Origin of the sequence: Kitasatospora sp. NBC_01539 (assembly GCF_045040525.1) — a bacterium.
In the GTDB taxonomy this organism is placed as follows: Bacteria; Actinomycetota; Actinomycetes; order Streptomycetales; family Streptomycetaceae; genus Kitasatospora.
Genome location: NZ_CP109390.1, coordinates 167,256 through 180,360 on the forward strand (window position 1 = coordinate 167,256; position 13,105 = coordinate 180,360).

13 protein-coding genes are annotated in these 13,105 nt (G+C 75.6%); 8 read left to right on the forward strand and 5 right to left on the reverse strand.

Annotated elements, in window-relative coordinates; all coding sequences use genetic code 11:
- Positions 1-143 precede the first annotated feature (143 nt).
- Positions 144-971, forward strand: coding sequence for a glycosyltransferase family 8 protein (locus OG335_RS00745; RefSeq protein ID WP_405008968.1), 828 nt, complete (start codon positions 144-146; stop codon positions 969-971).
- 116 nt (positions 972-1,087) lie between these two features.
- The gene (locus tag OG335_RS00750) at positions 1,088-2,014 is read left to right on the forward strand and encodes an aminoglycoside phosphotransferase family protein (protein ID WP_405008969.1); all 927 of its coding nucleotides are present in this window, start codon (positions 1,088-1,090) and stop codon (positions 2,012-2,014) included.
- 152 nt (positions 2,015-2,166) lie between these two features.
- Here OG335_RS00750 and OG335_RS00755 read toward each other — a convergent pair whose 3' ends face one another.
- Complete coding sequence (locus tag OG335_RS00755) at positions 2,167-3,060, reverse strand: glycosyltransferase family 2 protein (RefSeq protein WP_405008970.1); 894 nt, start codon at positions 3,058-3,060, stop codon at positions 2,167-2,169.
- Between the two features lie 240 nt (positions 3,061-3,300).
- Between OG335_RS00755 and OG335_RS00760 the strand changes: the two genes are divergently transcribed.
- The 4 genes from OG335_RS00760 to OG335_RS00775 all read left to right on the forward strand — a co-directional run bounded on the left by OG335_RS00760 (position 3,301) and on the right by OG335_RS00775 (position 7,417).
- The gene (locus OG335_RS00760; RefSeq protein ID WP_405008971.1) at positions 3,301-4,116 is read left to right on the forward strand and encodes a maleylpyruvate isomerase family mycothiol-dependent enzyme; all 816 of its coding nucleotides are present in this window, start codon (positions 3,301-3,303) and stop codon (positions 4,114-4,116) included.
- 570 nt (positions 4,117-4,686) lie between these two features.
- On the forward strand, positions 4,687-5,619 hold the full coding sequence (locus OG335_RS00765; RefSeq protein WP_405008972.1) for a polysaccharide deacetylase family protein: 933 nt from the start codon (positions 4,687-4,689) through the stop codon (positions 5,617-5,619).
- Positions 5,620-5,997: 378 nt separating this feature from the next.
- Entirely contained in the window at positions 5,998-6,663 is a 666-nt protein-coding gene (locus tag OG335_RS00770) for a hypothetical protein (protein ID WP_405008973.1), read from the forward strand.
- A gap of 73 nt (positions 6,664-6,736) precedes the next feature.
- The gene (locus OG335_RS00775) at positions 6,737-7,417 is read left to right on the forward strand and encodes a class F sortase (protein WP_405008974.1); all 681 of its coding nucleotides are present in this window, start codon (positions 6,737-6,739) and stop codon (positions 7,415-7,417) included.
- 27 nt (positions 7,418-7,444) lie between these two features.
- Here OG335_RS00775 and OG335_RS00780 read toward each other — a convergent pair whose 3' ends face one another.
- The gene (locus tag OG335_RS00780) at positions 7,445-8,308 is read right to left on the reverse strand and encodes a universal stress protein (RefSeq protein ID WP_405008975.1); all 864 of its coding nucleotides are present in this window, start codon (positions 8,306-8,308) and stop codon (positions 7,445-7,447) included.
- Between the two features lie 347 nt (positions 8,309-8,655).
- Between OG335_RS00780 and OG335_RS00785 the strand changes: the two genes are divergently transcribed.
- Positions 8,656-9,114, forward strand: coding sequence for a carboxymuconolactone decarboxylase family protein (locus tag OG335_RS00785; RefSeq protein ID WP_405015277.1), 459 nt, complete (start codon positions 8,656-8,658; stop codon positions 9,112-9,114).
- Positions 9,115-9,164: 50 nt separating this feature from the next.
- Here the strand turns inward: OG335_RS00785 and OG335_RS00790 are convergent, their stop codons facing one another.
- On the reverse strand, positions 9,165-9,518 hold the full coding sequence (locus tag OG335_RS00790; RefSeq protein ID WP_405008976.1) for a hypothetical protein: 354 nt from the start codon (positions 9,516-9,518) through the stop codon (positions 9,165-9,167).
- Positions 9,519-9,601: 83 nt separating this feature from the next.
- Positions 9,602-11,218 (reverse strand): CHAD domain-containing protein, encoded by a 1,617-nt coding sequence (locus OG335_RS00795; RefSeq protein WP_405008977.1) that lies wholly within the window; start codon positions 11,216-11,218, stop codon positions 9,602-9,604.
- A gap of 119 nt (positions 11,219-11,337) precedes the next feature.
- Between OG335_RS00795 and OG335_RS00800 the strand changes: the two genes are divergently transcribed.
- Positions 11,338-12,075 (forward strand): SAM-dependent methyltransferase, encoded by a 738-nt coding sequence (locus OG335_RS00800; protein ID WP_405008978.1) that lies wholly within the window; start codon positions 11,338-11,340, stop codon positions 12,073-12,075.
- A gap of 107 nt (positions 12,076-12,182) precedes the next feature.
- Here the strand turns inward: OG335_RS00800 and OG335_RS00805 are convergent, their stop codons facing one another.
- Positions 12,183-13,103: a Rieske 2Fe-2S domain-containing protein gene (locus OG335_RS00805; RefSeq protein WP_405008979.1), complete on the reverse strand. Its 921-nt coding sequence runs from the start codon at positions 13,101-13,103 to the stop codon at positions 12,183-12,185.
- Positions 13,104-13,105: the final 2 nt, after the last annotated feature.

A 13,105-nucleotide genomic window follows, 5' to 3' on the forward strand; every position in this document is an offset into this window, starting at 1 on the left:
CCACTCCAAAGCCTCGAACCTTGCCAGATGATCACTCAGATATTGCCAAACGTTGCCACGGCTCGTAGGGTGGTCCCGCCGCGCCACCGCCCCGACCGGGGTGGCGACGGCATCCGGCCCGGCACGAGAAGCGAGGAGCAGGGATGGAACGGCACGACATCCATGTGGTGTTCGCGGTGGACGACAACTACGCCACGGCGGCGACGGTCGTCGCCCGCTCGATCCGCGCAGGCCTGCGGGACGCGGACCGCGGGATCGTCTTCCACGTGATCGACTCCGGACTCACCCCGGAGAGCACCGACCGGCTGCAGGAGTCCCTGTGCGCGCTCGGCACCGCCCTGGTGCACACCGTGCCGGACCGGCTGGAGATGGCGGTGCCCCGCAAGCACTGGACGGCGGCCACCCTCCACCGGCTGCACATCGCCGAGGTGATCCCCGCCGACGTCGACCGCGTGATCTACCTCGACGTCGACACCATCGTGCTGGACGACCTGGCGGAGCTCTACGACATCGACCTGGCGGGCCGGCCCATCGGGGCCGTCATCAACGAGGTCGCCCCGGCGCGGCTGCTGACGCTCGACGGAACGACCGCCAGCCTCAGCCAGACCGGGGCGAAGCCGCCGGGATACTTCAACGCCGGGGTCCTCGTCATCGACATGCTGCAATGGCGGGCGGAGGACATCACCGCACGGTCCCTGCACATCTACCGGACGTACGGCAAGGACATTCCCACGCTCGACCAGGACATTCTGAACCACCTCTTCGCGGAACGCTGGCTGCCCGTTCCGTCGAAATGGAACAAGCTCATCGAACACCCGGTGCACGGCCGGTTCGGCCAGGGCCGGATGGAATACCTGACGCGCCGTGAAGGAATCATCCACTACATCGGTGGGGACAAGCCGTGGAGTGACGATTTCCCGGACAACGCGCTCCGGCAGGTCTACCGCTCCTTCTCCGCCGTTCCCGTCTGACCGCCTGACCGACCGGCAGCCGGACCGATCGGCCCGATCAGCCCGACCGACCGGCCACACCGACCGCCCCGACCATCCCGACAGCCCCGACAGCCCCGACAGCAAGGAGACCGTCCGTGACCGTCGACCATCTGCGTCCCGGCGAGGTCTACCCGGACGCCGCGGAGGTCCACCGCCTGGTGGCCGCGCAGTTCCCGCAGTGGGCCGACCTCCCCGTCCGGCCGGTCTCCGCCTCCGGCGTGGACAACGCGACCTACCGGCTGGGCGACACCATGTCCGTCCGGCTGCCCCGCCTGCCCCGGTGGATCGGGCAGGTGGAACGGGAACAGCGCTGGCTGCCGAGGCTCGCCCCGCTGCTCCCGCTGACCGTCCCCGAGCCGCTGGCCCAGGGAGCGCCCGGCGAGGACTATCCGTTCCCGTGGTCGGTCTACCGGTGGCTGGAGGGGGAGAACGCCGATCCCGCCCGCATCGACGACCTGCACGACGCCACGCAGCAGTTGGTCGGCTTCTTCTCCGCACTGTGGAAGATCGACGCCTCCTACGGCCCGCCGCCCGAGGCCAGCAACGGCTTCCGCGGGGCGGCCCTCGACGACCCGCGGGACTCCCCCGTGGTGGCGGAGCGGATGCGCGCCCGGATCTCGGCGCTGGAGGGCCTGGTCGACACGGACGCCGTGACGGCCGTGTGGGAGACCGCGCTGGCGGCTCCGGCGTGGGAGGGGCCGCCGGTCTGGGTGCACGGCGACCCGGGTCCGGCGAACATGCTGGCCCGGGACGGCCGGCTCACGGCGGTGATCGACTTCGGGACGCTCGCCGTCGGCGACCCGGCGACCGACATGATCGCCGCATGGACGTTCCTGCCGTCGGAGACCCGGGACGCGTTCCGCGCCGGCCTCGGCGTCGACGACGCGACCTGGGCGCGCGGCCGTGCCTGGGGCCTGAGCAGTGTGCTGCCGTCGGCCGAGGACCTGGCCGACCCGGAGCGCGCCCCTGCCGCCCGGCGCCGCCTCGACGGGATCGTCGAGGACCACCGGCGGGCCCCGTAGCCGGGGCGCGGAGGGCGGAACGAAGGGCGGAACGGCGGGCGGGGCCGGGCACCACGGGTGTCCGGCCCCGCCCGCCGTGCTGCCCTCCCCGGCACCCGGCACCACCGCCCCCTCGTCGGGCAGGGGGCGGCGGTACCGGGTGGTCGGGCGGGTCAGAGGCCGGGCGTACCGGCCGCGCGCAGCCGCGCCCGGCCTGCGTCGAACTCCCGGTAGGCGCTGCCGAGCTCCACCGCCAGCGCCGGCCAGTCCCGGTAGTCCCCGTACGCGAGGGTGCAGGGCCGGAGGCCGAGGTCGGGGTCTCCGACGTCGAGTCGGCCGCCGTGCTCGGCGACGTGGGCCAGGAACGCCTTCGACTCGTCGATGATCACCGGGTTGTTGATCTGCCAGGTGCCGGTGGAGTACGCGTCCACCCGCCGTACGAGGCGCTCGTGGGCGGAGGCCGTCCACTTGAAGTGGTGCACCTGGGTGTAGAGGCTGTCGGTCGGCACGCCGCGGCCGGTCCAGCTGTTGTGCTGTCCGTAGCCGAGTTCGACCCGGCCGCGAGCCAGCGTCACCTTGGTCGGGCGGGCCCGCATCAGCCGCAGGGTCAGCAACCCCGCCAGGCCGTACTGCTGCCAGAGCGGGGTGTCGCCGGTCACGTCGGGTTCGGGGAACGAGCCGTCGGCCGCGACCCGGTCGAGGAAGGCGCCTTCGACGTAGTCGTAGTCGTGCCGCTCGCAGTGCCGGACGGCCTCGGCGAGGGTGTCCGGGTAGACCTGGAACTCGTCGAGGTCGGCGACGACCCACCAGTCGTCCGGGTGCTCGGCCATCGTCTCGCGGATCAGCCGGGGATTCAGGTGCTCGTGCCACGGCCCCTCGGATATCCGGGAGAATTCCAGCCCGGCCCGGTGCATCACCTCGATCGATTCCGGAAGGCCCGGATCGGACATGCTCTCCACATGGCGCACCACGTGGAATTCCTCCACCCCGAGTCGCCGGTAGTGGTCGAGGAACCTTCCCAGCAACGACGTGTCCCCACCGACGACCGACACCATTCTGATGGTCATGCCCAGCGCCCTCCCCTAACCCGTTGAAATCGACGGGGAACGAATACCCCGTCGGCGAACGGGTATTCTCCGGCCCCCGGTTCCCCGCCCCGGCCGTACGCCCGAACCCGTCCCGGCCGTACGCCCGAACCCGCCCCGACACGACGGACGGCTCCTCCCGCCGTGCACCGGGGCACGACCGGGCATCGATCCGCACCGGACCCTGGACAGCGGCACCCGGCTGGGTCAGCATTCACCACCATGATCCCTCCCTCCTCCACCCGGGCCGCCGGGCACGCCGAGCTCCTGGCAGCCGTCGTCGCCACGGCCGAGGACATCGCGGCGCTGCTGCGGTCGTGCGGCGACACCTCCGCGCCGATTCCCGGCGCCGAGTGGACGGTCGGCGAGGCAGCGGCGCACCTGGCCATCGCGAACGAGCTGATGGCCGGCCTCGCCGCCGGCGAACGACGGACGTACGGCGACGGCACCCCGCAGAGCCTCGCCGCGGCCAACGCCGAGGCCCTGGCGGTGTTCCCGGAGCGCGACGGCCCGGCCCTGGCCGCGGAGATCACCCGGCATGCGCAGTCCTTCGGCGAGGCGTTCGCCCGCCGGTCGCCGTCCGACCCGGTGCTCACCCCGCTGGGCGCGATGGACCTGGCCACGCTGGCCTCGTACCTGCTCACCCACATGCTCGGCCACGGCTACGACATCGCCGTCGCGCTCCGCCGGCCGCACATGATCGACCGCCACCGGGCCGAGCTGTGCCTGCCGTTCCTGATGACCGCGATGCCGCGGGTCGTCGACGACCGCGCGTCGGCGGGCCACACCGCCCGCTACGACCTGCGGATGGGCCGCGGCCCCCGCCTCACCGTCACCTTCTCCGACGGCGCCGTCGAGGTGGCCCCGGGAACGGCCCCACGCCCCGACTGCACGATCCTGACCGGACCGGTCGCGTTCGTCCTGCTCGCGCTGGGCCGGTACACACCGGTCGCGGCCCTGGCCCGCGGCCGGGTGCTCGCCTGGGGCCGACGCCCCTGGCTCGCCCTCCGTTTCCCGCTGCGCTTCGCGGCCCCCTGACCCCTGGCTCCTGGCCCCTGGCCCCTACCGGCACGTCACCACCGGGGTGGCGGAACGTTCTCCTCCCGTGCGGCAGAGCGCCGACCGACCCCACCGCGTGCGGCACCCGCACCCGCACCCGGGCGGAAAACCCCGCGACCTGCGGGCTCGCGGCCTGTACGGTCGGTCGTGTCCGGGTGCGCAGGCCGGGGTTACTTCCTCTTCCCAAGGGGTGACCCGGGTTCGAATCCCGGCCGCCGGTCCGCCCGGCGGTAGCTCAGCGGCCCAGAGCGCCAATCGTCACCTCGGCCGACCTCGATCTCCGGACACACAACTTCACAGGTGCACCTCCCGGTCCGGGAGGGTGCGGCACCGGGACGCCCGGTGCGCAGGCAGCGGATACTTCCTTGGTGAACGTCCCCCACGGGGGCGCCGGGTTCGAACCCCGACAGTGCCGCAGCCGATCCAGATCTCGGGCGTCCCACCACCGCCTGCCCGTGTCCGCCCGGCCGTCCTCCGCGAGGACGGGCGGGCGGGCCGCCGGCCGAAAACCCCGTGCGCGGAGCGGGGTTCCTGCCCCAGACTGCCGGCATGGAGAGGTCCGGGGACGCACGGGCGAACGGCCTCCTGGGGTTTCCGCCCGACGCCCGCCTGCTGATCGTCAACTGTGACGACTTCGGCCTGTACCCGGCGGTCAACCGGGCCGTGGTCGAGTCGGTCGAGGACGGCATCGCCGGCTCGTGCAGCCTGATGCCGGGCTGTCCCGGCGGGCCGGACGCGATGCGCCTGCTGCACGGGCACCCGGCCCTGCCGTTCGGCATCCACCTCACGCTCGTCTGCGAGACGCCCCGGAACCCGTGGGGTCCGGTCGCCGCGCGGGGCACCGTCCCGTCCCTCCTGGACGACCGCGGAGCGCTCTTCGCCCCCACTCCCGCGGGCCGCTCGGCCCTCCTGGCCCGGGCCAGGATCGAGGAGGTCGAGACCGAGTTCCGCGCGCAGATCGACACCGTCGACGCCGCAGGGCTGTCACCGACCCACCTCGACTTCCACTGCCTCGCCGACGGCGGACGCGACGACATCCTCGACCTCACCCGCCACCTGGCCGCGGAGTACGGCCTGGCCGTACGGGTCTGGCTCGACCCGGCGCGGCGGGAGCTGCGCAGGCAGGGCCTGCCGGTCGTCGACCACGACTTCCTCGACAGCTTCTCCCTCGGCCTCGACGGCAAGGCGGAGCAGTACACCCGGCTGCTGCACGAGCTCCCGCCCGGCCTGAGCGAGTGGGCCGTGCACCCGGGCTCGGGGAGCGCGGAGGCCCGCGCGGCCGACCCCGACTGGCGTGTCCGGCAGACGGACCACGCGTTCCTGACCTCGCCGCTGAGCCACGACCTCATCCGTGCGGAGGGCGTCACCGTCATCGACTACACGGCCCTCCGGGAGCTCTGGCCCGGCCGCCCCTCACCGGCCGACCCCTCCCTGGCCGACCCCTCCCCGGCCGACCCCTCCCCGGCCGTCCCTCCCCGGTGAGCGCGCCGCCCCGCACGGCGTGACCCGTCGCGCGGCCCCCGCGGACACCCCCGGGACCGCAGCACCCGGCACCCCGGCACCCCGGCGACCGACACCGCAGCACCCGGGCCGGGAAACAGCCCGGGACGCGGGCCGGCCGGCCCCTCCGCCTGACGCCCTGTCACCCGTTCTGCCGCCTGCCGTCCGACTTTCGCGAGTACGTCCTGCGGGCCGCCGCCGCCCCGTGCACGAAGGGTTCGGGGGCGGCCCGACCGGCGCTCAGGACGGGAGATGACGATCTGCCAGGTTGCCGAGGTGACGGGGTGTCGGTTGCCTCTGGGGTGGAACCCCTCATGCCCCGGGCAGTCGGCCCAGGGCGTGCTCGAACAAAGGACACCCATGCACATCGCACGTATGGTCGCCGGCGCGTTCCTGGCGGTCGGCACGGTCGGCATCGCCGTCCCCGCGGCTGCCGCGGAGGCAGATTCCGGCATCGAGATCAGTCCGGCGATCGCCCAGCCCGGATCGACCGTCCGGGTCACCACGACCGCCTGCGCCCCCGACATCACCTACGGCAAGGGGAACTCGGAGGCGGGCGGCGACTTCCACCTCACGGAGAGCGACGGCCAGGGCAGGCTGAGCGGCGAGTTCACCGTTCCGGAGGACACCGCTCCCGGCACGTACCAGGTCATCGCCAAGTGCCCGCCGCGGATCCAGACCAGCGGCACGGTCGAGGTCCGCGTCGAGGCCCGTGCGGAGGACGGCGGCAAGGGCGGCGGCGAGGCCCGTGCGGAGGACGGCGGCAAGGGCAGCGGCGAGGCCCGTGCGGAGGACGGCGGCAAGGGCAGCGGCGAGGCCCGGGACGAAAGCCGTGGCGAGGGCCGCAGCGAGGGCCGTGAGGAGGGCGGCCGGCCCCACGGGGCGGTCGATGCGGGCGCCGGCGGCACCGCGGGCGGCGGCACCGGCCAGGTCGCCCTGGGCGCCGGGCTCCTCGCGGCCGCCGGCGTGGGCGGTGCGGTCCGTCTCCGCAACCGTCGCCCGCAGCAGGCTCCCTCCGGGCGCTGACGCACCGTCCACCGCCGGGCCGTGATCCCGGCCCGGCGGGCCCACCCCACCGCGACACCAGGGACCGATCACCATGCCAGGCAAGACCACAGGTGCGCGTCGGCGTGCACCCGCCCCTTCCGCCCTGCTCCTGGGCGCGGCCCTGGTGGCCGGTCCCTGGCTGGTGGTCGACGGAGCCCGTACGACGGCACCGCCGCAGCCGTCCGCGGCCCAGGCGTTCTCCCCCGCCCCCACCCTCGCGGGGACGCCGTCCGACCCTGCCCCGGACCCGCCTCCGCCGGGGGCGGCCGCGCTGCCCCCGGCGGACCCCGTCCGGCTCCGCATCCCGGCGATCGGGGTGGACAGCCCCGTGACACGGCTGGGTCTCTCCCCGGACGGCACGCTCACGCCCCCGCCCGCCGACGGTCCCGCGGTCGCCGGCTGGAACGGCGACGGCACACCGCCCGGCTCCGCGGGGACCGCGGTGGTGGTCGGCCACGTCGACACCAGCCGCGGGCCCGGCGTCTTCTTCGGCCTCGGTGCGCTCGGCAAGGGCAGCACGGTCGAGATCACCCGGACGGACGGGCGCACGGCGGTCTTCACCGTCGACGCCGTCGAGGTCTACGAGAAGAAGGACTTCCCCGACGACAGGGTGTACGGCGGCTCCGGCACGCCCGAGCTGCGGCTGATCACCTGCGGCGGCAGCTACAGCCCGGCGGCCGGGTACTCGGCCAACACCGTGGTCTACGCGTCGCTGACCGACGTGACGGGCTGATCTGACCGCGCGGCGGCCTGCCCGCGGTCAGGGGCCGGGCACGACGGCGACCGGGCACGGCGCGTGGTGGAGCACCGCGTGGGCGACGGAGCCGAGCTGCAGGCCGCCGTGGCGGTGCCGGGGGTGCGCGCCGAGCACGACCAGGTCGGCCTCCGCGGCCGCGTCCAGCAGCACCGCGGCAGCCCGTCCCCGCACCGCCCGCCGCCGGACGGTCAGCCCGGTGGTGTCCGGGAGCCCGACCTCCGCCAGCACCTGGGCGGCGATGTCGGCCGGACCGGCGGAGGTCATCAGGACGGACGTGCCCGACAGCAGGGAGTCGCGCTGCCAGGCGTGCACCAGGTCCAGGTCGGCGCCCCGCAGCCGTGCCTCCTCGACGGCGAACTCCGTGACGGCCCCGCCCGGGGTCTCGTCGCCGACCGCGAGGACGACCCTGCCGACCTCGCCGACCCGGCTCCCGGGTGCCGGTGCCTCCCCGCGGACCACCATCACCGGGTAGTCGGCCCGCGCGGCGACCTTGAGGCCGATCGACCCGAGGAGCAGTCCCTCGAATCCGCCGCGGCCGCGGTGGCCGAGCACCAGCAGCGGCGCGAGGCCGCCCAGCCCGAGCAGCGCGGGCACCGGGTCCTCCGGGACGACCTCCGTCGCGGTCACGACCTCCGGACGCCTCGCGGCCGCCCGGGCCTGCGCGGTGGCGAGCAACTGCCGCACCTCCGCGCGGACGGACAGCGGCTCGTCCTCGTCGGGGGTGTCCCGCTCGTACCGTTCCCACAGGCAGGCGTGGACGAGCCGGAGCGGCACGCGCCGCAGCGCCGCCTCGTCGGCCGCCCGGTCGACCGCCCGCAGGCTCTCCGGCGAGCCGTCGACCGCCGCCACCACACACCGGACCGCCATGTCCGCCGTCCTCTCGTCACCGGGCACTCGCACTCCCCCATCCTGGGCCGCGTCGGCGGAAGTCGGCGGCGGGACGCGCGGGTCCCGCTCCGGCGGCCGGGTGGCGGCGGGCCGGTCGGGCCCTCCGGCGGTGCGCCGTGCCCGGTGCGCCGTGCGCCCGGATGCTCCCGCGGGCCGCGGAAGATCGTCCGGGTGTCCTGTCACATCTCCTGCGCGCGATCCGTCAGAGCAGTGACGGCAACCGCCCACCACCGCAGAGGACGACGACCATGACCACCGACACCACCACCGACGCCGGCACCACCGGCGACGCCGACACCGACGCCCCGCAGCAGTCCGCCTCGCGGATGTCCGACCCGACCGCGCTGGTGCCGGAGCTGAAGGAGCTCGGCGGGTGGCTGTTCCGCGCCACCGGCAACCACAGCGTGCCCCGCTCGACGATCGGACTGGTCCACCTGCGGGCCGGACGGATCGTCGACAGCGCCTACCTGACCGTGCTGCACTCCACCGGCCTGCGCAAGGCCGGCGAGAGCGAGGAGCGCATCGGCGCCGTCGCGGCCTGGCGCGACGCCACCTGCTTCACCGACGCCGAACGGGCCGCGCTCGCCCTCGTCGACGCCGTCCTCCTGCCCTCCCCGGACGGCGAGCGGGTGCCGGACGACCTCTACGCCGAGGCCGCCCGGCACTACGACCCGACCGCGCTCACGACCCTCACCATCGCCATCGGCCAGGTCTGCTTCTTCATTCCGCTCGCCCTGATCGGCAAGCCGCTGCCGGGCAGGTCCCCCGCCGAGCAGTGGACCTGACGGCCGGCCACCGACCCGGCGCGGAGTCCCCGCCACCGGCTGCGGGCCGCTCACGGGGAGGGCGGGCGCCCGGACGGTGCCGTGGGCCCGCGGCGCCGGCCGGATCCGCCCGGCCTGCGCCGCCCGGGACGAGGCTTCGCCGCGGGTCCGGTGGAGGGGAGCAGCACCGCGCAGACCGGGCACACCCGGTGCCGCCACCGGGCGGGCCACCAGGACTCCTCGGACGCGCCCCCGTGGGCCGGTTCGCGGGTCATGCTGCGGGTGGCCCGCCCGCACAGCGTCTGGACGACGTCGGGGGCGGCGGCGTGGACGCGCAGCACGGGCGCCGCCGCCCCTGCGGCGTCGGTGTCGCAGAGGCGGACGTTCGACGGGGTGTCCAGTTCGAGCACGTGTATGAGGTCCATCGCTCCACGGTGGCCCGGGCACGCCCGCACCGCACCTGCCGTCGGGCCATCCGGCCCCACCGCTCGCCCGGGCCGCGCCCGGCTCACGTCCGGGTGAGCCGGGTGAGGCGCGGACGGCGGGCGCGCCGGAGCAGGGCGGGCACCCGGCGCTCGGCCTCGGCGGCGTCCCACTGCTGCAGGCCGTACAGCACGCCGAGGGCGAACCCGTCGTCGCCGCCGCTGCCGAGGTCCACCAGGGCCGCGCGCGCGACGGCGGTGTCCTGGCGGGCGCCGAGCGCCTGCTGCAGGTCCTTCATCCGCCCGGCGAGCTTCTTCGCCCGCTTCGGGGCGACCGGGCGGGCGCTCTCCGCGGCGTAGCGGGCTCGCTTGGCCGCCTTGCGTGCCCGGTGCAGGGCGGCGTCGCGGTCCGGCCCGGGGCCGAGCCGGAGGGCCGAGTCGAGCCGCCGCACGACCCTGCGCTGTTCGCGGCGCAGGGTGCGGGAGAAGTACGCCGGGGCCTTCGTCCGCCGTGCTGCGGCGGTGAAGGGCGGGTCGGCGGCGAAGCGTTCGGCCTCGTCGAGCAGCCGGTGGTGGCGGGGGTCGTCGAGGTCGTCGAGCACCTGTCGCCAGGCGCGGCGGTACTGCCGGGCGTAGTGCGCGGTGAGCCGGCCGCGCAGGGTGGCGCCGCGCAGCGGGCCGGGGAGGCGGTCGAGGGCGGTGACGAGCCGTTCGCCGAGCACCTCCTGGTCGCGCGCCCTGCCGAGCGTCCGTCCGAGCAGGCGCAGTTCCTCGGCGAGCGGGTCGGAGCGGCGGCGGTCGAGGAGCCGCCGGTGGGCCGTGAGGACGCTGCGCAGCCGGCGTGCGGTGACGCGCATCCGGTGGACGGCGTCGGGTTCGTCGAGGCGCACCCGCGGGTCGAGGTCGACGAGCGAGTCGACCAGGTCGCGGATGCGCGCGGCCACGACGGCGGCGGGGGTGCCCTCGGGCAGCCGTGCCGGGGGCGGTCCGGGCGGTCCGCCGGGCGCGTCCGTCCGCCCGAGTTCGCCCAGGGCCCGGGCGAGCTTGGACGGGTGCGGGGACCGTGCCAGGCCTCCGCCGGTGAACACCTCGTCGACGTGGTCGAGCAGGGCCGTGTCGCCGTCGGCGAGCTCGACCTCGATCTCGTTCCAGACGGCGGTAGCGGGTGTGCCGTGGCCGGAGCCGTTCGGGGCGACGTTCGGGTGGTCCGTCGGGCCGAGGTCCGCCGGGCCGGGGACGCGGGCCTCGACCGCGTCCTCCGTGATCTCCGCGAGGACGTGTCCGCCGCCGTCGAGGAGGTGGTGGCGGCGCCGGTGCGTGTGCATGCGGACGACGGGCCGCAGCGCGTGCCCTCGGGCGAACACGGCCACCCGGAGTGCCAGGTCCGTCGGCACCTCCGGCCGCTCCGTGCCCGGGTCCGCGCCGTCCCGGTCCGCGGCGTCCGGGTCCGCGGCGTGGATCTCCTCTCGGGTGTCCGGGCCCCGCGGGACCTTGAGGTGCCAGCCCGCGTCCTGGTCGCCGGTGCGGCGGCGCAGCGTGATGCCCCGGCGCAGCAGGGCGTGGTCGGCCGTGTCGTAGTAGACGGCGTCCAGCTCCTGCGGGTCGGCCGGCAGCACGCGTGCCACGCCCGGCACCCGGTCGAGGTGCTGCGGCAGCGGTCCGCCCTGGTACTTCCGCTCCTGCTCGATCTGGTCTGCACGCATGCTCCGCGCCTGCCCGTCCGGCGCCCGGTTACGCCCCTCGGCCGCCACCGTCCGGGCCGCGGGGAGGCAGCACCCGAAAACCAGGTGTGCCGACGGCCTCGGCCTGCGAGGCTGCGCCGATGGATCACGAACAGTTCTCGGCCCTCGCGCACACGTCCCATCCGATCAAGGCCCCGCTGGACGACCTGTCGGTGCGGCGGCTGCTCGGGCGCGCCGTCGCCCGCCCGGACGCGCGCGTCCTCGACCTCGGCTGCGGGACGGCGGAGTGGCTGCTGCGCGCACTGACCGCCCACCCGGACGTGCTCGCCGAGGGCGTGGACGTCTCCGAAACCGCGCTGGCCACCGCCCGGGAGCGGGCGGCAGACCTGGGGGTGGGCGACCGCCTCGCCCTGCACCGCACGCCGGCCGCCGACTTCGCCCCGCCGCACCGGTTCGACACCGTGCTGAGCGTGGGCTCCTCGCATGCGTTCGGCGGTCTGCTCCCCACGCTGGCGGCCGCGCGGGCCCACCTCGCGCCGGGCGGCAGCGTCCTGGTCGGCGACGGCTTCTGGCAGCGTCCGCCGACGCCGGAGGGCGTCGCGATACTCGGCGACTTCGACGACCTCGCCACGACGGTGGACCGTGTCGTGGCCGACGGCTGGACTCCCGTCGACGGCCATGTCAGCTCCCGGCAGGAGCTGGACGCCTACGAGTGGGCCTGCTGGGGCACCCTCGCCGCGTGGGGCCTGGACCGGCCCGGCACGCCCGGTGCCGCCGACGCGCTCGCGCGGTCGACCGCACGGCTCGGCGAGTGGCTGCACGGCTACCGGGACACCTGGGGCTTCGTCACCCTCGTCCTGCGTCGCACGTCGGAGTGAGTCGGAGTGACACGGGCCGGGTGACACGGGCGGGGTGACACGGGCGGGGTGACACGGGCGGAGTGGTTGGCTGCCGCGGCGGGCGGTCCGCCGCGCGGGGAGGAGGGTCAGTCCGCCTGCGGCAGCCGGGCGTACAGGGTGCCGTCCGGGTCCGTCCGGGTGTCGAACCTCGGCTGCGGCGCGGTGGCGGGCCCGCGGACGTTCCAGCCGTCGGACAGCCGGAAGGTGCTGCCGTGCCACGGACAGCGCAGGCAGCCGTCGGCCACGGTGCCGTCCGAGAGGGGGCCGGAGCGGTGGCTGCACCGGTCGGCCAGCACGTGCACCGCGCCGTCGGCCTCCCGGACGACCACCACGGGCACCTCGCCGACCGTGCGTCGGCAGGGCTCGCCGACGGGGATGCCGGTCAGTGGTCCGAGCGGGTGCCAGCCCGGCCCGACGGTGAACGGCACCGGCTCGGCCTTGTTCGCCACGGCGGCCTGCCGGTGGGCGACGTGGCCGCCGACCGCGGCGCCCGCGCCCGCCACGGCCAGGCCCGCGAAGCCCAGCGCCCTGCCGAGGGAGTGCCGGCCCAGGGAGCGCGCCGCCCAGGAGGTGCCGTAGAGGCCGGCCGCGGTCGCCATCGAGGCGGCGTGGACCAGGCCGGTCCGCAGTTGCGGGTCGTGCTGCTCGGCCCAGTCGACCCAGCCGGACCAGGCGGTGGGCGCGGCGGCGACCGTGCCGAAACCGACGAGCAGCCGGGCCTGGCGTTCGGACCCGCCGGCGAGGTCGAGGACCGAGGCGGACACCCAGGCGCCGAGGGACACGTGGACGAGGGCGGGGTGCAGGGGGTGTCCGAACGGGCGGCCGTGCAGCACGTCCCGCACCGGGCCGAGCGGCAGCGCCTTCACGGCTCGCCGGACCGGCCCGGTGAAGACGTCGAGTTCGTCCGCCTCCCCGACCGCGTCCAAGGCCCTGACCAGCCGGTCGGCCGGGCCGTGCGAGCCGTCCGACCGGACGGCGGCCCTGATGCGCGCAACGAAGGTGCCCATGG